This window comes from Polynucleobacter necessarius, assembly GCF_900096765.1.
In the GTDB taxonomy this organism is placed as follows: Bacteria; Pseudomonadota; Gammaproteobacteria; order Burkholderiales; family Burkholderiaceae; genus Polynucleobacter; species Polynucleobacter necessarius_F.
The window spans coordinates 1,583,977-1,602,444 of record NZ_LT615228.1; the positions used below are offsets into that span (position 1 = coordinate 1,583,977).

The 18,468-nt window shown below is 45.5% G+C and carries 24 protein-coding genes; 15 read left to right on the top strand and 9 right to left on the bottom strand.

From position 1 onward, the window contains the following. Positions 1 to 12: 12 nt before the first annotated feature. The 11 genes from rplO (at position 13) to dsbD (ending at position 7,256) form a co-directional block, all read left to right on the top strand. Complete coding sequence (rplO, locus tag DXE33_RS08270; RefSeq protein ID WP_114639445.1) at positions 13 to 453, top strand: 50S ribosomal protein L15; 441 nt, start codon at positions 13 to 15, stop codon at positions 451 to 453. A gap of 17 nt (positions 454 to 470) precedes the next feature. Further along, positions 471 to 1,808 carry a preprotein translocase subunit SecY gene (gene secY / locus DXE33_RS08275; RefSeq protein ID WP_114639446.1) on the top strand — a complete coding sequence of 446 codons (1,338 nt, stop codon included), beginning with the start codon at positions 471 to 473 and terminating at the stop codon, positions 1,806 to 1,808. A gap of 4 nt (positions 1,809 to 1,812) precedes the next feature. Then, entirely contained in the window at positions 1,813 to 2,031 is a 219-nt protein-coding gene (gene infA, locus DXE33_RS08280; RefSeq protein ID WP_114639447.1) for a translation initiation factor IF-1, read from the top strand. Between the two features lie 34 nt (positions 2,032 to 2,065). Then, positions 2,066 to 2,182 carry a 50S ribosomal protein L36 gene (gene rpmJ, locus DXE33_RS08285; RefSeq protein WP_012357167.1) on the top strand — a complete coding sequence of 39 codons (117 nt, stop codon included), beginning with the start codon at positions 2,066 to 2,068 and terminating at the stop codon, positions 2,180 to 2,182. 24 nt (positions 2,183 to 2,206) lie between these two features. Continuing rightward, positions 2,207 to 2,572 (top strand): 30S ribosomal protein S13, encoded by a 366-nt coding sequence (rpsM, locus tag DXE33_RS08290; RefSeq protein ID WP_114639448.1) that lies wholly within the window; start codon positions 2,207 to 2,209, stop codon positions 2,570 to 2,572. An 18-nt stretch (positions 2,573 to 2,590) separates the two neighbouring features. Continuing rightward, a complete protein-coding gene (rpsK, locus tag DXE33_RS08295) occupies positions 2,591 to 2,998 on the top strand; it encodes a 30S ribosomal protein S11 (RefSeq protein ID WP_114639449.1) in 408 nt (135 codons plus the stop codon). Positions 2,999 to 3,114: 116 nt separating this feature from the next. After that, positions 3,115 to 3,738 (top strand): 30S ribosomal protein S4, encoded by a 624-nt coding sequence (rpsD, locus tag DXE33_RS08300; RefSeq protein WP_114639450.1) that lies wholly within the window; start codon positions 3,115 to 3,117, stop codon positions 3,736 to 3,738. 23 nt (positions 3,739 to 3,761) lie between these two features. After that, on the top strand, positions 3,762 to 4,742 hold the full coding sequence (locus DXE33_RS08305; RefSeq protein ID WP_068320137.1) for a DNA-directed RNA polymerase subunit alpha: 981 nt from the start codon (positions 3,762 to 3,764) through the stop codon (positions 4,740 to 4,742). A gap of 16 nt (positions 4,743 to 4,758) precedes the next feature. Continuing rightward, positions 4,759 to 5,154, top strand: a complete 396-nt coding sequence (gene rplQ / locus DXE33_RS08310; protein ID WP_114639451.1) for a 50S ribosomal protein L17 — start codon at positions 4,759 to 4,761, stop codon at positions 5,152 to 5,154. Between the two features lie 69 nt (positions 5,155 to 5,223). Beyond that, positions 5,224 to 5,586 (top strand): divalent-cation tolerance protein CutA, encoded by a 363-nt coding sequence (gene cutA, locus DXE33_RS08315; RefSeq protein WP_114639452.1) that lies wholly within the window; start codon positions 5,224 to 5,226, stop codon positions 5,584 to 5,586. Between the two features lie 2 nt (positions 5,587 to 5,588). Next, on the top strand, positions 5,589 to 7,256 hold the full coding sequence (gene dsbD / locus DXE33_RS08320; protein WP_269460044.1) for a protein-disulfide reductase DsbD: 1,668 nt from the start codon (positions 5,589 to 5,591) through the stop codon (positions 7,254 to 7,256). An 11-nt stretch (positions 7,257 to 7,267) separates the two neighbouring features. Here the strand turns inward: dsbD and hemB are convergent, their stop codons facing one another. Continuing rightward, on the bottom strand, positions 7,268 to 8,287 hold the full coding sequence (gene hemB, locus DXE33_RS08325) for a porphobilinogen synthase (RefSeq protein WP_114639777.1): 1,020 nt from the start codon (positions 8,285 to 8,287) through the stop codon (positions 7,268 to 7,270). Next, the gene (gene yihA, locus DXE33_RS08330; protein WP_114639454.1) at positions 8,271 to 8,936 is read right to left on the bottom strand and encodes a ribosome biogenesis GTP-binding protein YihA/YsxC; all 666 of its coding nucleotides are present in this window, start codon (positions 8,934 to 8,936) and stop codon (positions 8,271 to 8,273) included. Before yihA ends, hemB begins: the two co-directional genes overlap by 17 nt. 115 nt (positions 8,937 to 9,051) lie before the next feature. On the opposite strand from yihA, the gene DXE33_RS08335 reads away from it, so the two are divergent. Continuing rightward, complete coding sequence (locus DXE33_RS08335) at positions 9,052 to 9,777, top strand: c-type cytochrome (RefSeq protein ID WP_114639455.1); 726 nt, start codon at positions 9,052 to 9,054, stop codon at positions 9,775 to 9,777. Positions 9,778 to 9,867: 90 nt separating this feature from the next. On the opposite strand, the gene lysA is transcribed toward DXE33_RS08335, so the two are convergent. Further along, positions 9,868 to 11,166, bottom strand: coding sequence for a diaminopimelate decarboxylase (lysA, locus tag DXE33_RS08340; RefSeq protein ID WP_114639456.1), 1,299 nt, complete (start codon positions 11,164 to 11,166; stop codon positions 9,868 to 9,870). After that, positions 11,166 to 11,399 carry an LPS translocon maturation chaperone LptM gene (gene lptM / locus DXE33_RS10735; RefSeq protein ID WP_408634187.1) on the bottom strand — a complete coding sequence of 78 codons (234 nt, stop codon included), beginning with the start codon at positions 11,397 to 11,399 and terminating at the stop codon, positions 11,166 to 11,168. The genes lysA and lptM overlap by 1 nt, the downstream gene beginning before the upstream one ends. Positions 11,400 to 11,412: 13 nt before the next feature. On the opposite strand from lptM, the gene cyaY reads away from it, so the two are divergent. Next, positions 11,413 to 11,796 carry an iron donor protein CyaY gene (cyaY, locus tag DXE33_RS08350; RefSeq protein WP_114639779.1) on the top strand — a complete coding sequence of 128 codons (384 nt, stop codon included), beginning with the start codon at positions 11,413 to 11,415 and terminating at the stop codon, positions 11,794 to 11,796. Between the two features lie 22 nt (positions 11,797 to 11,818). Here cyaY and aroB read toward each other — a convergent pair whose 3' ends face one another. From aroB to DXE33_RS08370, 5 genes are read right to left on the bottom strand one after another with little or no spacing between them, the layout of a single operon-like run. Continuing rightward, positions 11,819 to 12,901, bottom strand: coding sequence for a 3-dehydroquinate synthase (gene aroB / locus DXE33_RS08355; RefSeq protein WP_114639457.1), 1,083 nt, complete (start codon positions 12,899 to 12,901; stop codon positions 11,819 to 11,821). 16 nt (positions 12,902 to 12,917) lie between these two features. Beyond that, entirely contained in the window at positions 12,918 to 13,442 is a 525-nt protein-coding gene (locus DXE33_RS08360) for a shikimate kinase (protein WP_114639458.1), read from the bottom strand. 12 nt (positions 13,443 to 13,454) lie between these two features. Further along, positions 13,455 to 13,880 carry a hypothetical protein gene (locus tag DXE33_RS09875; protein ID WP_197712018.1) on the bottom strand — a complete coding sequence of 142 codons (426 nt, stop codon included), beginning with the start codon at positions 13,878 to 13,880 and terminating at the stop codon, positions 13,455 to 13,457. 10 nt (positions 13,881 to 13,890) lie between these two features. After that, a complete protein-coding gene (locus DXE33_RS09880; protein ID WP_197712019.1) occupies positions 13,891 to 14,517 on the bottom strand; it encodes a secretin and TonB N-terminal domain-containing protein in 627 nt (208 codons plus the stop codon). Between the two features lie 35 nt (positions 14,518 to 14,552). Next, on the bottom strand, positions 14,553 to 15,236 hold the full coding sequence (locus DXE33_RS08370) for a hypothetical protein (protein ID WP_114639459.1): 684 nt from the start codon (positions 15,234 to 15,236) through the stop codon (positions 14,553 to 14,555). 141 nt (positions 15,237 to 15,377) lie between these two features. On the opposite strand from DXE33_RS08370, the gene DXE33_RS08375 reads away from it, so the two are divergent. Then, positions 15,378 to 17,714, top strand: coding sequence for a penicillin-binding protein 1A (locus tag DXE33_RS08375; RefSeq protein ID WP_114639460.1), 2,337 nt, complete (start codon positions 15,378 to 15,380; stop codon positions 17,712 to 17,714). Between the two features lie 119 nt (positions 17,715 to 17,833). Beyond that, positions 17,834 to 18,430, top strand: a complete 597-nt coding sequence (locus DXE33_RS08380) for a transposase (protein WP_197712020.1) — start codon at positions 17,834 to 17,836, stop codon at positions 18,428 to 18,430. Positions 18,431 to 18,468 lie beyond the last annotated feature (38 nt).

Here is an 18,468-nt window from a genome sequence, read left to right on the forward strand (position 1 = left end):
TAGGCGAAGAATATGCAACTCAACACAATTAAACCTGCAGAAGGCTCCAAGAAAAATCGTCGTCGCGTAGGTCGCGGCATTGGTTCTGGTCTTGGTAAAACTGCCGGCCGTGGTCACAAAGGTCAAAAGTCCCGCTCTGGTGGATTCCACAAAGTTGGATTCGAGGGCGGTCAGATGCCTATGTATCGTCGTTTGCCAAAACGCGGATTTGTGTCTTTGACACGCCGTCATATTGGGCAAATTACTTTGAGCGACTTGGCAAAAATCAATTTGCCAGAAGTAGATCTGTTGGTATTGAAGGCTCACGGTTTTGCTGGTGAACAAATCAATGCAGTAAAAGTAATCAAAACTGGTGAACTCAAGATTGCAGTAACCCTTAAGGGCATTACTGCGACTGCTGGCGCAAAAGCAGCAATTGAAGCTGCTGGTGGCAAATTGGTTGAATTGGCTTAAGGGTCTATACAGCAACTATGGCATTAGCACCTACCAATAACGCAAGCACTACAGCAGCAGGAGGCAAGTTCGGCGATCTTCGTCGTCGCTTGGTATTCCTGGTGCTGGCTTTGCTAGTCTATCGTTTGGGTGCTCATATTCCTGTGCCTGGTATTGATCCAGACCAGTTGGCCCAGTTATTTGCTGGTCAAAAAGATGGTATCTTGGGAATGTTTAACTTGTTCTCAGGCGGAGCTTTATCGCGTTTTACTGTATTTGCCTTGGGAATCATGCCTTACATCTCTGCATCGATCATCATGCAGTTGATGACGATTGTTGTTCCTTCTTTAGAGTCTTTGAAAAAAGAAGGTCAGGCTGGACAGCGCAAGATTACTCAGTACACCCGTTATGGAACTGTTTTCTTGGCAACTTTCCAAGCGTTAGGAATTTCGGTTGCACTGCAAGCTCAACCTGGCTTGGTGATTAACCCAGGTTTAATGTTTGAACTGAACACAGTTGTTACCTTAGTAACTGGAACAATGTTCTTGATGTGGTTGGGTGAACAAATTACTGAGCGTGGTCTTGGTAACGGTATCTCCATCATTATTTTTGGAGGTATTGTTTCTGGTCTGCCAAATGCCTTAGCAAGCTTGTTGGAGCTGGTTCGTACGGGCTCTATGAATATTATTTCTGCACTTCTTATCGTTGTGATTGTTGTGGCAGTGACTTACTTTGTAGTGTTTGTAGAGCGTGGACAGCGCCGTATTTTGGTGAACTACGCCAAGCGTCAAGTTGGTAACAAGATTTACGGTGGTCAATCTTCATACTTCCCATTGAAGTTGAATATGGCAGGCGTTATCCCTCCAATTTTTGCCTCTTCAATCATTTTATTTCCTGCAACGATTGCTGGTTGGTTCACATCGGGCGAGCCTACCAATGTATTTAGCAGAATTATTAAAGATTTAGCGGCAACTTTAGCTCCAGGACAGCCTGTGTACACCATCCTGTATGCAGCAGCAATTATTTTCTTCTGCTTCTTTTACACAGCTCTGGTGTTTAACAGCCGTGAGACTGCTGATAATTTGAAGAAGAGCGGTGCTTTCGTGCCTGGTATACGTCCTGGTGATCAAACAGCGCGCTACATCGATAAGATTTTGATGCGCCTGACTTTGGCTGGTGCAATTTATATGGTTCTGGTTTGCTTGTTACCAGAATTCTTGGTGTTGAAGTACAACGTGCCGTTCTATTTCGGCGGTACTTCATTGTTGATTATTGTTGTTGTTGCAATGGATTTCATGGCTCAAGTTCAGTCATTTGTCATGCAGCAGCAGTACGGCTCTTTGATGAAAAAAGCCAATTTTAAGATGGGCGCTTAACTGAATGTCTAAAGACGATGTAATTCAGATGGCGGGGGAAGTTGTAGAGAATTTGCCGAACGCAATGTTTCGCGTGAAGCTAGAAAACGGACATGTGGTTTTAGGGCACATTTCCGGAAAGATGCGGATGCACTACATCCGTATTTTGCCGGGAGATAAGGTGACGGTGGAGATGATTCCTTACGACCTAACAAGAGCCAGAATCATTTTCCGTGCGAAGTAAAGATTAAGTAGTACCTATTTTTAAGAGGTGAGTTATGAAAGTTTTAGCATCCGTTAAGTGTATTTGCAGAAATTGCAAGATCATTAAGCGCAAACGCGTTGTGCGCGTGATCTGTTCTTCAGACGCACGTCATAAGCAGCGTCAAGGCTGATCTGGTTAATTAAGAGGAAATCTCATGGCACGTATCGCTGGGGTAAACATCCCAAATCATCAACATACTGTTATCGGTTTAACAGCAATTTTTGGCATTGGCACAACTCGTGCTCACCAAATCTGCAAAACCACAGGTGTTGCAATCGACAAAAAAGTTAAAGATCTTACTGACGCTGACTTAGAAAAGTTGCGTGATGAAGTAGGTGAGTTCGTCACCGAAGGTGATCTACGTCGTGAAGTAACTATGAGCATCAAGCGTTTGATGGACTTGGGTTGCTATCGTGGCGTGCGTCATCGCAAGGGCTTGCCTGTACGTGGTCAACGTACTAAGACAAACGCACGTACCCGTAAGGGCCCACGTAAGTCTGGCATTGCACTGAAGAAATAATCAAGAAAGTTTATTGACATGGTACAACAAAAATCCGCTTCCGCTGCAGCACAGCGCGCTCGTAAGAAGGTTAAAAAGAACGTTGCTGACGGTATTGCACACGTTCATGCTTCTTTTAACAACACCATCATTACGATCACTGATCGTCAAGGAAATGCGCTTTCATGGGCAACTTCTGGCGGCCAGGGCTTCAAAGGCTCACGTAAATCAACACCTTTTGCTGCTCAAGTAGCTGCTGAAGTTGCTGGTAAGACAGCTATTGAATGCGGTATTAAGAACTTAGAAGTTCAAATCAAAGGCCCAGGCCCAGGTCGTGAATCAGCAGTTCGTGCATTGAACTCTTTGGGCATCAAGATCACTGAGATTCAAGACGTGACTCCAGTTCCACACAATGGTTGCCGTCCTCCTAAGCGTCGTCGTATCTAAGCTAGGAAGTTGGCATTACAAGTTTTAGTAGTTTTTTATTAAAGCCCACTGTTCGCCTGATTTAAAGGGCGAACTCACCGCCGGTCGATAGACTGCGGCAAAGAAAGGAAAGCATCGTGGCACGTTACTTAGGGCCTAAGGCCAAATTAGCACGTCGGGAAGGTACCGACTTATTTTTAAAGAGCGCACGTCGCGCCTTGTCAGACAAGTGCAAGTTAGATACTAAGCCTGGTCAACATGGTCGCACATCTGGCTCAAGAGCATCTGACTACGGTAATCAATTGCGTGAAAAGCAAAAGGTTAAGCGTATCTATGGCGTATTAGAGCGTCAATTCCGTCGTTACTTCGCTGAAGCTGAGCGTCGTAAGGGAAATACTGGTGAGACATTGCTCCAGTTGTTAGAGTCACGTCTCGATAACGTGGTCTATCGCATGGGCTTTGGCTCAACACGCGCAGAAGCACGTCAACTGGTTTCTCACGGCGCCATCATGCTTAACGGTAGCGCAGTGAATATTCCGTCTATCCAGGTTAAGCCTGGTGACGTTGTTGCTATTCGTGAAAAAGCGAAAAAGCAAGCGCGTATTGCAGAATCGCTGAGCTTGGTTGGACAAATTGCAGCTGTTACTTGGGTTTCAGTTGACGCAGCTAAGCTCGAGGGAACATTTAAGCAAGTGCCTGACCGCGAAGATATTAGCGGTGAGATTAATGAAAGTTTGATCGTCGAATTGTATTCACGCTAATTAGGCACTCTCAAGGAAAAAATATGCAAACAAATTTGCTCAAGCCAAAGATTATTTCTGTTGAAGCGCTTACTGCCAACCAAGCTAAGGTTGTTATGGAGCCGTTCGAGCGTGGCTATGGCCACACACTCGGAAATGCATTACGTCGCGTACTCTTGTCCTCGATGGTTGGTTATGCACCAACTGAAGTAGCCATTGCTGGTGTTGTACATGAGTACTCCACATTGGATGGGGTTCAAGAGGATGTTGTTAACCTCTTGTTGAACCTTAAAGGTATCGTATTCAAGTTGCAGTCGCGCGACGAAGTTACTATCAATTTGCGTAAAGAAGGTCCAGGCGTCGTTACAGCAAAAGATATTGATTTGCCACATGATGTAGAAATCATGAATCCTGATCACGTGATCGCTCACTTGTCTGCTGGTGGCAAGTTGGATATGCAGATCAAGGTTGAAAAAGGCCGTGGTTATGTTCCTGGTAACGTACGTCAATACAACGACGAAGCTACCAAGATCATCGGTCGTATCGTATTGGATGCCTCATTTAGTCCGGTTAGCCGTGTTAGTTATGCAGTGGAGTCTGCTCGTGTTGAGCAGCGTACCGATCTTGATCGTTTGGTAATGACTATTGAAACTAACGGAGTGTTGTCTCCTGAAGAGGCAATTCGTCAGGCAGCCAGCATCTTGGTTGACCAATTAGTTGTATTCGCAGCTCTTGAGAGCAGCGAAGTTTCTGGTGATCTTGCACCAAGCCGCTCTTCAATGGTTGATCCAATGTTGATGCGTCCAGTAGATGACCTCGAGCTCACAGTTCGCTCTGCAAACTGCTTGAAGGCTGAGAACATTTACTACATCGGTGACTTGATTCAACGTACTGAAAATGAATTGTTGAAGACGCCTAATCTGGGTCGTAAGTCTTTGAATGAAATCAAAGACGTATTGGCTGCTCGTGGCTTAAGTCTTGGCATGAAACTCGAAAGCTGGCCTCCAGCTAACCTCGAGAAATAATTAGAAAGGAAGCATCATGCGTCACGGAAACGGCTTACGCAAACTAAACAGAACATCTTCACATCGCTTGGCGATGCTGCGCAACATGTCCAATTCTCTTTTGGAGCACGAAGTGATTAAGACCACTTTGCCAAAAGCAAAAGAATTGCGCATGGTTGTTGAGCCTTTGATTACCTTGGGTAAAAAAGATAACTTGGCAAACCGTCGCTTGGCATTTAACCGCACACGTGATCGCGATATCGTGACCAAGCTCTTTACAGAACTCGGCCCACGCTATGCAACACGTCCAGGTGGCTACCTTCGCATTTTGAAGTTTGGCTTCCGTCATGGCGACAATGCTCCAATGGCATTGGTTGAGTTGGTAGATCGTCCAGAAGTTGAAGAAACAGCAGTTGTAGCGCAAGAGGCTTAAATCTCTTGGTTGCATTGAAAAGCCAGGCTTCGGTCTGGCTTTTTTCATTGATAGGTTTATAAATACGATATGCCTCAAAACTTCACAAACGACTTAATTACGAATCAAAACCAGCTCTTGGTGGTAGTCACGAGCCTTCCTAATATGGAAGACGCCAAAGCATTGGCTCATCATTTGTTGGGGGAAAAGTTAGCAGCCTGTGTTCAGTTAATGGGAGGAATGCAATCGTTATATCAATGGGAAGGAAAAGTTTGCGATGAGCAAGAGGTTTTGCTTGCAGCAAAAACGACTCAAAGTAAGTGGGCAGAAATCTCACGTTTTATCCAAGAAAAACATTCATATGATCTCCCAGAGATTTTGGCGTTCTCACCAATGCAATATGCACGGCAATACGGTGAGTGGGTGCAAGCTGAGGTAAAGTCAAAGCCATGAGAATGCATTCATTTCTGATAAAAATCTTTGCTCTAATGGCGCTGCTTTCAGCGCAAGTATTTGCAGCAACAGATTTCCTCCCCCCAGAAAAGGCATTCCGAGTTGAAGCCACATGGGTAGAAAATACCAATCAAGTTGAGATTGAGTTTTTGCCGGCTAAGGGCTACTACATCTATCAAGAGTCTCTCAAGTTTGATGCTGGCACGCAGCCTGGAAAGTTATATTCCATAAGGCCTGCCCTGCCATTGGGGGTAGAAAAGTTTGATGAAACTTTTCAGAAAAAACTACAGATATATAAACAAGCATTTTTAGTATTGCTTGATTTCAAATCAGAGCCAAGTAAGCCGATTCATCTTCAGGCAACTTTGCAAGGGTGTGCAGAGGCAGGAATTTGTTATCCACCGATGACCCTGAAATTTTTGTTAGCTGCTCCCGGGGTTAAAGTAGGTCCTGTCCCAGAAGCGCTGGGAGATATGCCTGTTGCGGTAAATATCCAATCTGAATTTAGCCTCTCGAATTTATGGCGTGAGAGAGATGACGTAAATGCAATAGGTCGTTTTTTAGAGGGTACTTCAACTACTTATTTATTTTTAGCCTTTTTTGTATTGGGATTGGCTTTAGCGTTTACGCCTTGCGTACTTCCAATGTTGCCAATTCTGTCTAGCGTGATTTTTGGAACTACTGATGGCAAGCCCATCTCTAAAGGCCGTGCGAGTACTTTGGCTGTGGCCTATGTCTTGGGTATGGCAACGATTTATGCCTTGGCTGGCGTCCTCATGGCGGCCTTGGGAGGCAGCGTTCAAAGGGTGTTGCAAAGCCCATTTGCACTGGCTAGTTTTGCTTTACTACTCTTGGTCCTGTCAGGCAGCCTATTTGGACTTTACGACTTACGTTTGCCCCAAGCTTGGCATCACCATGTTGATCGATTGGCAGGGCGTCAAAAGGGTGGCAGCGTCATAGGGGCCCTCGCTCTGGGCGGGATTTCGACGCTGGTCGCTAGCCCATGTATAACAGCCCCATTGGCGGGTGTTTTAGCCTTTATTGCTCAAACGGGGTCTATGACCCTGGGTGCCGGCTTATTGTTTGTGATGGCCCTAGGAATGGGCTTGCCACTCCTCTTTATCGCAGTCGAGGCGCGCATTCTGATTCCATCGACGGGCATCTGGATGGTGTACTTGCAACGTACTTTGGGTGTTTTATTAGTAGCCACAGCTGCCTGGATTGCATCACCCTTATTAAAAGCGAGCGAACCACTGGAGTTCGTCAAAACGATTAACGGTCAAGTTATTCATCAAATTGGTGATGTTAGTTTTGTGGTGATTCACTCACCAGCCGATCTAGAGGCGCAGTTAAGTAAAGCGAAAGAAGAAAAGAAATTATTGCTTCTCGATTTTTATGCCGACTGGTGTATTAGTTGTAAAGAAATGGAAGTGAATACGTTTGCAAATCTAGAGGTGGGTAAAGCGCTAAGAGAGTTTATCTTGGTTCAGGCAGATGTCACCGCAAATTCTCCTGAGAATCAGGCTTTACTAAAGCATTTTGGTTTATTTGGCCCACCAGGCATTTTGATTTTTAATCAAAATTCACAAGAACAAAAAGATCAGCGCATCATAGGCTACATGCCGCCTCAGCGCTTCATCGAGCGTTTGGGGGCGTTAAATAGCCATTGAAGTAGTAGTAATTATTTGCTTGCTTTCATTAGGCGTGCAGCTTCAAGTGCAAAATAAGTTAGTACGCCGTCAGCTCCTGCACGTTTAAATGCGAGCAACGACTCCATCATCACTGCATTATGATCTAACCAGCCATTTTGAGCGGCTGCTTTGAGCATGGCATATTCACCACTGACTTGGTAAGCGTAGGTCGGGTAATTGAATTCTTCGCGCACACGACGCACAATGTCCAGATAGGGCATCCCAGGCTTAACCATGACCATGTCTGCACCCTCGCTAATATCGAGAGCAACCTCCCGCAAAGCTTCGTCACCATTGGCGCAATCCATTTGATACGTTTTTTTATCTGCCTTGCCCAGATTCTTTGCCGAGCCCACTGCATCTCTAAAGGGACCATAAAAAGCAGATGCATATTTGGCGGAGTACGCCATGATACGTGTGTGAATCAAATTCTTTTGCTCAAGTGCTTCACGAATCTTTCCAATGCGCCCATCCATCATATCTGATGGCGCAACAATGTCTACACCAGCTTCGGCTTGCGCAATCGCTTGCTTTACGAGAATCGCTGTTGTCTCATCATTCAGAATGCGGCCTTGTTCATCAAGCACTCCATCTTGCCCATGGCTTGTGTATGGATCAAGCGCAACATCAGTCATGACGCCTAAATTGGGATAACGTTTTTTAAGTTCGCGAACAGCTGTCGGAATCAAACCATTCGGATTAAACGCTTCTTTGCCATCGGATGTTTTTAGTGCAGCATCAATGACCGGAAAGAGTGCTAGAACTGGGATCCCAAGATCAACACATTCGTGCGCAACTGGAAACAGTAAATCTAGAGAAACCCGATTGACGCCAGGCATGGAGGCAACGGCCTCTGATTTGCTTTGGCCTTCAAGTAGGAAAATGGGATAAATCAAATCATTTGCACTAACTTGATTTTCTTGTATCAAACGGCGCGACCAGTCATCACGACGCATGCGACGAGGACGATGACCTGGAAAATTAAGCAATAATTTAGGTGGTGATTTCATCTTCATGGGTTTCTGATTCAAATAGCCATTTAATAATTAAATTATCAGCCTCTTCAAGGCCAATACGTTTGGTACTTGAAAACAATTGTGCCGTAAGTTGTTTTGAGTCACCCGTTCCATCAGGTAAAGCTGGGTCGTATTGCTGGAGCTGCTTTTTGACAGCTTCAAGAGCGTGTTTGCATTCACTTTTGTTCAGCTTATCGCATTTGCTAAGCAAAACATGGATCGGCTTGCCGGTTGGGACAAACCATTCAATCATTTGCTCATCCAGATCGGTAATGCCCCGTCTAGCATCCACAATCAGAACCATTCCAACAAGCTGCTCACGCTCCTGGAGATAATCGCTTAGAAGGCTGTTCCAATGGTATTTGGTTTCATGGTTGACGGCAGCGTAGCCATAACCTGGTAAGTCAACCAAATTGGCTAAAAGGTCATCTTTGGCAAAAAGACCGAAATAATTGATATGTTGGGTCCTGCCGGGCATTTTACTGGCAAAAGCGAGCCTTTTTTGGTTACAAAGGACATTTATAGCGCTAGATTTGCCCGCATTTGACCGTCCAGCAAAGGCCACCTCACGCAGGGGTGAGGCAGGCAGGCAATGGGTGTCATTGACTGTGGTGGCGAATCGGGCTTGAAAGAGTTTAGACATGTCTAGAAGCTATTGTAAAATTACGCAAAATCATGAAATATCTCATGGTGTTGGGTAAGAAGGTTGTAAATGCAGGGCCCAAACACTTTTAGGAATTTTTGCCAAGGTAAACATAATGCGTCAAACCTCCCAAATCTCCAAATTCACTAGCTTGCGCGCTGGTTTTGCAACTCTATCCATTTTCGCTCTGATCGGCGTTTCGGGTTTTGTTGGTGCAAATGAGGCTGCGCCTGCTGCCCCAACCGCACAAGCCAAAGTCGAAGTTCCAGGCAAGCCAAAGGCTGATGCAGCTGCTGGCGAGACCCTGTACTCTGCTGGTGATGCAACGCGCGGAGTGACCGCCTGTATTATTTGTCATGGACCTAAGGGTCAAAGTGCAGTAGGAACATGGCCAAAACTCTCTGCTCAGCATGCTGCTTACACTGCAAAGCAATTAAAAAACTTTAAAGAAGGTACTCGCGCAAATGCAGTCATGATGGGTATGGCTGCAACTTTGACAGAGCAGGACATGATTAATATCGCTGCCTTTTTGTCTAAGCAAGCAGTATCTCAAGGTGTTGCTCAAAACAAAGACACCATTGAATTAGGACAAAGTATTTATCGTGGCGGCATTGCCTCTAAAGGCGTTCCAGCTTGTGCTGCATGTCATAGTCCAAACGGTGCCGGTATTCCTGCACAGTACCCTCGTTTAGGAGGTCAGTGGGCTGATTACTCCTATGCGCAGTTAGTTGCTTTCAGTAACGGTACTCGTAAGAATGGTCCAATGATGACTACCATAGCTAGCAAGATGTCTGATTCAGAGATGAAAGCAGTTGCTGACTACATGGCTGGCTTACATTAAAAACAACTCAGTGATTCAATAAAAACCCCGCTACATAAGCGGGGTTTTTATTTGTGCTGCACTACAAAATATGTGAGCTTATCTACAGAATTATTTAGGCAAAACCGTTTCGCTTGCAAATAAGTCTGAAGTGTTTTCTCGCGCGCGAATGACATAAGCATTTTTGCCCTCAACCATAATTTCTGCTGGCTTAGGGCGAGTGTTGTAGTTGGATGCCATCACAAAACCATAGGCACCAGCAGACAGAATGGCAAGCACATCTCCCTCTTCAACCTTGAGTTGACGATCTCTGCCGAGCCAATCACCAGATTCGCAAACAGGGCCAACTACGTCATAGGTCAAGCCTTTGGCGTCTTTGTTTTCTACTGGGACAATGCCGTGATGGGCTTCATACAGTGCGGGGCGCATTAATTCGGTCATGGCGGCATCAACAATACAAAAGTTTTTTTCTGCACCAGGTTTGAGGTACTCCACAGTGGTTAATAAGACACCAGCGTTGCCCACCAAGGATCTTCCTGGCTCGAGCACAATATCTAGATGGCCAAAGCCACGTTCAGCCACACGATTTAAGAGTGTATTGGTGAACTCTGTAATGTCGGGTGGGGTTTCGTCGCTATAAGAAATTCCTAGGCCGCCACCAAGATCTAAATGGTGAATCACAATGCCTTCTTTTTTCAGTTGCGCAACCAAATCTAAAACCTTATCGAGCGCGTCTAAGTAAGGTGCAGTAGTGGTAATTTGCGAGCCAATGTGGCAGTCAATGCCAACAACATCAATTTGTGAAAGTTGTGATGCTTCACGATAGGTTTTTAATATCTCATGGTAAGCAATACCAAATTTGTTTCCTTTTAAGCCGGTAGAGATATAAGGATGAGTTTGAGCATCCACATCGGAATTCACGCGCAAAGAAATTGGAGCACGAACTTGCAGCTCAGCGGCGACGCGATTAATTTTGTGGAGCTCTGCTATCGATTCCACATTGATGCATTTTACGCCGGCTTTAAGAGCTGCTGCGATTTCACTGGCAGACTTGCCGACACCCGCAAAGACCAGACTTTTCGGATCTGCACCAATGGCAAGGGCGCGCGCTAATTCACCGCCGCTGACTAAATCAAATCCGGCGCCCAATTGCTTAAAGCAATCAATCACAGCTAGATTGCTGTTGGCTTTCATAGCGTAATGAACCCGCGCACGTCGATTGCCTTTGTTATCTACACAGGCTTTGTCATAGGCCTGATATGCCAGTGTGAGGGCTTTTTTGCTATATACATAAAGTGGCGTGCCAAACTCTTTTGCTAAATCTGCCAAAGTAATATCTTCGACGAACCAAGTGCCATTACGTTCACTAAATCCGGAAAGCTGGGGGAGTGGAAGTGCTGTGCTTGTCATTACTGATTAGAAGTTGGGTTGCTTGCCGCAGGTGTCTGTGGTGGATAGAGTTTGCCTTTGGGCTCTGGCTCAGTAGGTGCTGTAGGGGCAGGTGGCACATTTGGCATATATAAAGGCCCTCTAACCCCACATCCAATAAGGGATATTAGGAGGCCAATACTAAGGGCTCGATGAAGAATCGCTATCATATCGCTATCATGAATGTCTCTAAAATGAATGATTGAATATAGCATGCAGGACACTGGTATGAACCCAAATAATTCAGGTGTAGAAACGATTGATGACAAGCAGTTTTATCTACTGGGAGCCCAGGTCTTGCATTCAATCGAAGTGGCTCTAGAGGCCGCAGACGATGCTTTAGATCTCGATTTGGATGTTGAGCGCCAAGGCGGTAATGTGATCAATATTCGCTTTAGGGATAAAAGCGTGATTGTGGTGAATACCCAACCTCCTTTGCATGAGCTTTGGGTTGCTGCTAAATCTGGCGGTTATCACTATCGTTGGGCCGGTACGCAGGCGCAACCCTTATGGCTTGATACTAAGACTGGAAATGAGCTGTTTAGCGATCTATCTCAGTTTGCTAGCGCTCAAGCTGGCCAATCAGTCAAAATCGACCTCATTAAGAGCTGAGTAAGAACTAAGTCTTCTCTAATTAGGCTGCGCCAGTAGCTACCAGCGTTTCAATCACCTGCTCATCAGCCACACTCTGAATTTTGGCTTTGCCGATATTTTCTAAAACGACATAGCGTATCTGACCACCTTCAGTTTTTTTATCCACTTGCATGAGTTCCATATAACGCTGGGAACCAAATTTTGGTGGCGTGATCGGCAAGTTCATAGACTGAATAATATTGGTCAGGCGCTGTACTTCTGCTTGGCTAATGTAGTTGAGTCTGCAAGATAAGTCTGCGCCCAACACCATGCCGCAGCCAACCGCTTCACCATGGAGCCATTCTCCGTAGCCCATCCCCGCTTCAATAGTATGACCAAAGGTGTGACCAAAATTGAGTGTCGCACGAATACCACCCTCTCTCTCATCAGCAGAAACAACCGCTGATTTGATTTCGCAAGAACGTAGTACTGCATGCTCCATGGCATCAGTGTCACAAGTTAATAACGATTTCGCATTAGCTTCGATCCAGTCTAGAAATTGCACATCAGCAATTGCCCCATGCTTTACTACCTCTGCAAGGCCGGCAGAAAGTTCACGTGGTGGCAAGGTTTTTAAAGTATTTAAATCCGCAATGACTGCAACAGGTTGATGAAAGGCGCCAATCATATTTTTTCCGAGCGGATGATTGATACCAGTTTTACCCCCAACAGATGAATCGACTTGAGAAAGCAGAGTGGTCGGTACTTGAATAAAGCGAACGCCGCGCATAAAGCTTGCCGCAGCAAAACCGGTCATATCACCAATAACGCCGCCGCCCAGGGCAACCAGCATGGTTTGACGATCGGCGCCAAATTTTAAGAGGTCATCAAATATGAGCTGGAGATTTTTCCAATCTTTGTATGATTCGCCATCAGGTAACACAATCGTTCTGACAGGCTTGCCAAAGGTCTCTAGTGTTTTGCAAAGACGCTGTGCGTATAGAGGGGCTACTGTGGTGTTGGTAACGATATAAATCGAGGTCGATTTTTCGCAAGCACCAAAGAGGGCTGATTGATCAATAAGGTCTGTCCCAATATAAATAGGGTAACTGCGATTCCCAAGATCAACTTCAAGTGTTTTCATTAAAGTACCAATCTATTTAAGCGGAGAGTTCAAGCTGCATGATTAAGGTATTGACCAATTGGTTGACGCTAGGCTTACCAGTTTCAATGACATGGTCGGCAATTTCCCGGTAAAGAGGGTCACGAATTGCATATAAGTTCTCGAGGATTTTTTTGGCATCACCATTGCGAAGTAGGGGCCTTCCTTCGCCTCCTTTAGTTCGGTGCCACAATTCAATTGGATTAGCGTGAAGATAAATGACGGTGCCGCGCTCACTTAGTACTTGACGATTTTCTGGTAACAAAACTGCGCCGCCACCGGTAGCTAGCACAATGTTTTCTTCGTCAGTGACTTCTCGTAGGGCCTGTGCTTCACGTTTACGAAATCCCTCCTCACCCTCCATCTCAAAGATGACAGGAATTTTTACGCCGCAACGCTCTTCAATAACATGATCAGCGTCTAAAAAGCGGCGCCCTAATTTTTTTGCCAACACTTTACCGACGGTCGACTTCCCGGCACCCATGAGTCCGATCAGAAAGATATTGTTTGTTGCGGTGTTCACCCCTAGATTTTATTAGGGTTTATCAAGAACAGTGGGGGTTAAGAAGACTAAGAGCTCCGTTTTATCTTTTAATTTGGATTTATGGCGGAATAAATTACCTATGAGAGGGATATCGCCTAAGAAGGGAACTTTCACATCATCTTCTCTTTCAGTTGTCTGGAAAATTCCGCCAATAATTGCAGTCCCACCATTTTCAACGGTGACCTCGGAACTGAGGCTCTTGGTATCAATTGCATAGCCTTGCTCAGTTTTCATTCCAATGGTGTCTTTATTAATGCCTATCAGTAGTGAAACTTTGCCGTCAGGATGTATCTTAGGTAGGACCTCTAGACGTAAGTTGGCCTTTCTAAACTGAAGTTTGCTGCCACTTTGCGAGGTGGTTTGGTAGGGAAGCTCGGTTCCTTGTTCTATAGTTGCCTTGACCTGATCGCCCGTCATGATTCGAGGATTAGAGAGAATATTGCCTTGCCCCCTCCGATTCCATGGCAGACAGTTCGATTTGTAATTGGCGACTAGCGTTCCTGGAGATGAGCGTTGCTGCAAGTGTGGCAGGATTAAATCCGTTCAAGCCTGCGCCTCCCAAATCAAGGTTTGAAGCCACCTTATTCTCTGGTACCCCATGAATTGAATTAGCTTGGTATCCCAGTTTTACGCCAAGCTCACGGGCGAAGCGCTCATCAGCTTCAACAATACGGGCTTCAATCAGAACTTGCTGGGGGCTATTAATGTGGTCACCTCCGAATGGAAGTGCTGCATCCTCCCGACGATATTTTTGAAATGCAGCAATTTCCGCATGGGGGCCTATCCAGTAGATATCGCCATTTCTGAGAAGTCTTAATCCTCTACTTGCCAATATTGAATGTAGTGCAGTTTGCCAAGGGGTATTTTGGAGGCTTACTGAAATCTTGCCTTTGATGGAGTCGCTTAACAAGAAATTCGTTTCACCAAGTGAGGCCAATATTTGCAAAAGCTCTGTCAACTCAATATTAGTAAATTGCAGGCTAATTGGTGTTTCAAATGAGCTGAGTTTTGCTGGAGATCCATTGCTTGCATTCGCTAAGAACAAGCCCAGCAATAGAATCCATTTGGACAGATTTTTGGCTGAGGAGATCATTCGCTTTGGGAGGGTTTTAGGGTGATGGATTTACCAATTGCGTGTGTCAGGACTACCGAGCCTTTATTGATGCTTGCAAGCCTCCAATCACCTATAACCACTGAACCTATTTCAAACATTAAGGCGGTTTTCCCATTGTGTAAAAAGGCCCGCTCCAATGTCCCCAAACGACTCGCTCCCAAGTATCGCCAGCGGGTGAGTTCAAGCTCATGAGCGATGGTTTGGTTTTTGGGTTTTGTAGGAGCATTTGCTCCCTTTTTAATTATTGAGTGAATACTTACTTCTAATTCATCGATTGTTTGATATATATGTTCTTCAAGACCCAGCATGTCATCACGCAAATGCTGAAGTTCTTGTTTTAGCTCAGTAACTTGCTTTTCAGAAGCCTGAAAGTCTGAAATTTGGCTGGCATGGAGTCTGTCATAGTGATGAAAAAAGGCAATAGTTGCAACAACTCCAGCAATCCCAAGAGCAACCCAAAGCGCATATTTTTTCCATTCAGGAGGTAGTGTAGAGAGCTCCGTTTTGGCTTGGATCTGAGGGTGATTGAATCCACTTGGAGAGTTAACCTTTGGGCTGTTGGGTTTGCGAATGCCGTGGGGATCTGCAATGGCGGGATCATCTCCCAATTCGCTCAAAATATCTTCGAAAGATTGAGGTGAAATATGGCGAGAAGGCATGACCACATTGTGAAAAAAGCGAGGTCGGAAAACTATCGGGTTGGCTTGAATTGGCCGTATGAAAATGCCCTCTAATGGGATTATTTGTCAGAGTTTCGGAGCTTTTAGTGAAATTGCTTAGGCATCCTATAATTTGGACTTATGGCTCCACCTCTAAAAGACAAGCCGACGTTTAATCGGCGTCCAACAAGTCAGCCCGATAGACGTTCGCGTCAACCTCGAGTGGAATCAGGCGCGTTTCGCAAGTCTTCGGGCAGCCCCTTAGTGAAAGCTTTGCTCATCATTGGGGTTGCTGCTGCATTGGTCGTCACGGTATTGTTAGGTTATGCATTTCTAATTGCTAAGCCGAATTTGCCTAAAATTTCCGCTTTGACGGAATACAACCCCAAAACACCATTACGAATTTATACCGCCGATAAGGTATTGATCGGTGAGTTCGGTGAAGAACGGCGTAAGGTGACCCCTCTGGATGAAATCCCAAAGAGCATGCGAAATGCAGTACTAGCTATTGAGGATGATCGTTTCTATTCTCACGGAGGCGTGGACTATATTGGCATATTAAGGGCCGCTGTCACTAATTTGCGTGGGCACCTGTCTCAGGGTGCCTCAACCATTACGATGCAGGTTGCCCGAAATTTTTTCTTAAGTAATGAGAAAACTTTTAGCAGAAAGATTTATGAAGTTTTACTAGCATGGGAAATTGAATCTCAGCTCACTAAAGACAAGATTCTGGAAATTTATATGAATCAAATCTTTTTGGGTCAGCGTGCGTTTGGTTTCTCTAGTGCAGCCCAGATTTATTTTGGCATTGACTTAAAAGATATTTCCGTTGCACAGGCGGCAATGCTGGCCGGCTTACCCAAAGCCCCCTCAGCCTACAACCCAGTGACAAACTTCCGGCGCGCCAAGATTCGCCAAGAATATATCCTGCAGCGTATGCGTGACCTTGGCTATATCAATACTGATGAGTATCAAAAGGCCATGGCTGAGGAGTTGCACATCCGCGGCCTAGGAAATGAGTTCGCTGTGCGCGCTGATTTCCCAGCAGAAATGGTTCGTCAGCTGTTATTTGCGCAATACGGAGAAGCCATTTATTCCCAAGGGATTGATGTTTATACAACCATCTTGAAGGCTGATCAGGATGCTGCATACAAAGCGGTGCGTAGAGGAATTTTCAAATACGATTTACGCCATGCCTATCGTGGACCTGAGGGCTTTATTGATCTTCCTGATGATCCAGTAAAACGACAGCGCGCTATTGATGAAGCATTACTTGCTTACCCTCAATTGGATGATTTGCAGTCTGGCGTAGTGCTTGATGTAAGGCCTAAAGAAATGCAGGTCATGATTGCTACTGGCGATACGATCAATATCAAGGGCGATGGTATGAAGTTAGCTGCTGCATCTCTAACCGATAGTACCCAGCCAAAGAAGCGATTGCGTCCAGGAGCGGTAGTGAGGTTACTTTCTGAAGGTGGAGTTTGGAAGCTTGCGCAGTTGCCACAAGTGGAAGCAGCTTTTGTATCCATGAATGCTGAAACCGGAGCGATCCTTTCCTTGGTGGGGGGCTTTGATTTCCGTCGCAATCAGTTTAATCACGTAACACAAGCTTTGCGTCAGCCGGGCTCATCTTTTAAACCTTTTATTTATGCAGCTGCGATTGAAAAAGGCTTTACTCCAAGTACGATGGTTAATGATGCTCCTTTATCAATTGGCAGTATGGAAACTGGTAGCCAAGCGTGGGAGCCCAAAAACTATGACGGCAAATACGACGGCATGATGCGATTGCGTAATGCGTTGGCTAAGTCAAAGAATTTAGTCTCTGTTCGTATTATTCGTGCGATTGGCCCATCTTATGCACAAGAATATATTCAGCGTTTTGGTTTTGAGCCTGAAAAACACCCGCCTTATTTAACAATGGCCTTGGGTGCGGGATCAGTTACACCTTTACAAATGGCATCGGCATACAGCGTCTTTGCTAATGGCGGATATCGAGTTGATCCCTTCTTGATCGACAAAATGGTTGATTCCAAAGGCACGGTGTTGTTTGAGGCAAAGCCAATGCGCGTAGGTGAAGACGCGCCACGTGTATTAGATGCACGTACTGCTTTTGTCATGGATAGCATGTTGCAAGAGGTCACTAAAACAGGTACTGCTGCGTCTGCTAGGGCCAAACTTGGTCGTACTGATATTGCAGGTAAGACTGGCACCACCAATGAGTCGCATGATGCTTGGTTTGCTGGCTATAACCCGAAAGTAGTGGCTATTGCCTGGATTGGTTTTGATAAGCCGGCTAGCTTGGGAGACCGCGAGACCGGAGGAGGTCTTGCTCTTCCAATGTGGATCTCATACATGCAAACTGCATTGAAGGACTCTCCGCAAATAGCGCGTGAGGTGCCAGAGGGAGTTACTCAGTTCGATGGAGATTGGTTTATTCCTGAGTTTTCGCGCAATGGCGGCGCTCGCGAACTACAGTAGTTCGTTTTCAAAATGGCTCGGCAAGCACGCACTGTAATACCTGGCCAAGCAATGCATGTGATGGTTCGCGGAAATAATCGCGAAACACTTTTTTTAGCGACCAAGACCGCATTAGGTACTTGCAGTGGCTACGCGAGGCAGCAGGGCAGTTTGCCTGTGCAGTACATGTTTTTGCTTTAATGCCGAATCATGTGCATTTATTGTTCACACCCCAAAATGCAGATTCACTGGCTAAAACTATGCAATCTTTAGGGCGGCGCTATGCCCAATACTTCAATCAACAGCATCATCGCTCTGGGACGATTTGGGAGGGAAGATACCGATCATCTTTGATTGACCCAGATTATTTTTTACGTTGTCAGCGTTATATTGAGCTCAATCCCGTCAGGGCGGGATACGAGTCAAGCCCTCAAGATTCTAGCTGGACCAGCTTTGCAACGCATATTGGAGGCAATTCTGAACCCTGGCTCGTAGATCATCAGCATTTTTGGAAGCTTGGCAACACGCCTTTTGAGAGGCAGATAAATTGGACTAACTTTGTAAAAGAGGGCGCTCCGCACTGGGAAGATCGTCAAATCACTGAATCATTGTTACGGTCAAAGCCTTGGGTTAGTGATATTTACGCAAAAAAGCTATTTAAAGACGCTCCAGATTTGGTAGCAATAAGGCGCCGTGGGCGCCCAAAGAAAATAAATTCTTTAAATTCAATAGCTTAATTTTTTTAATCGTAAAAGTGATTTATTAAGTAACGAGT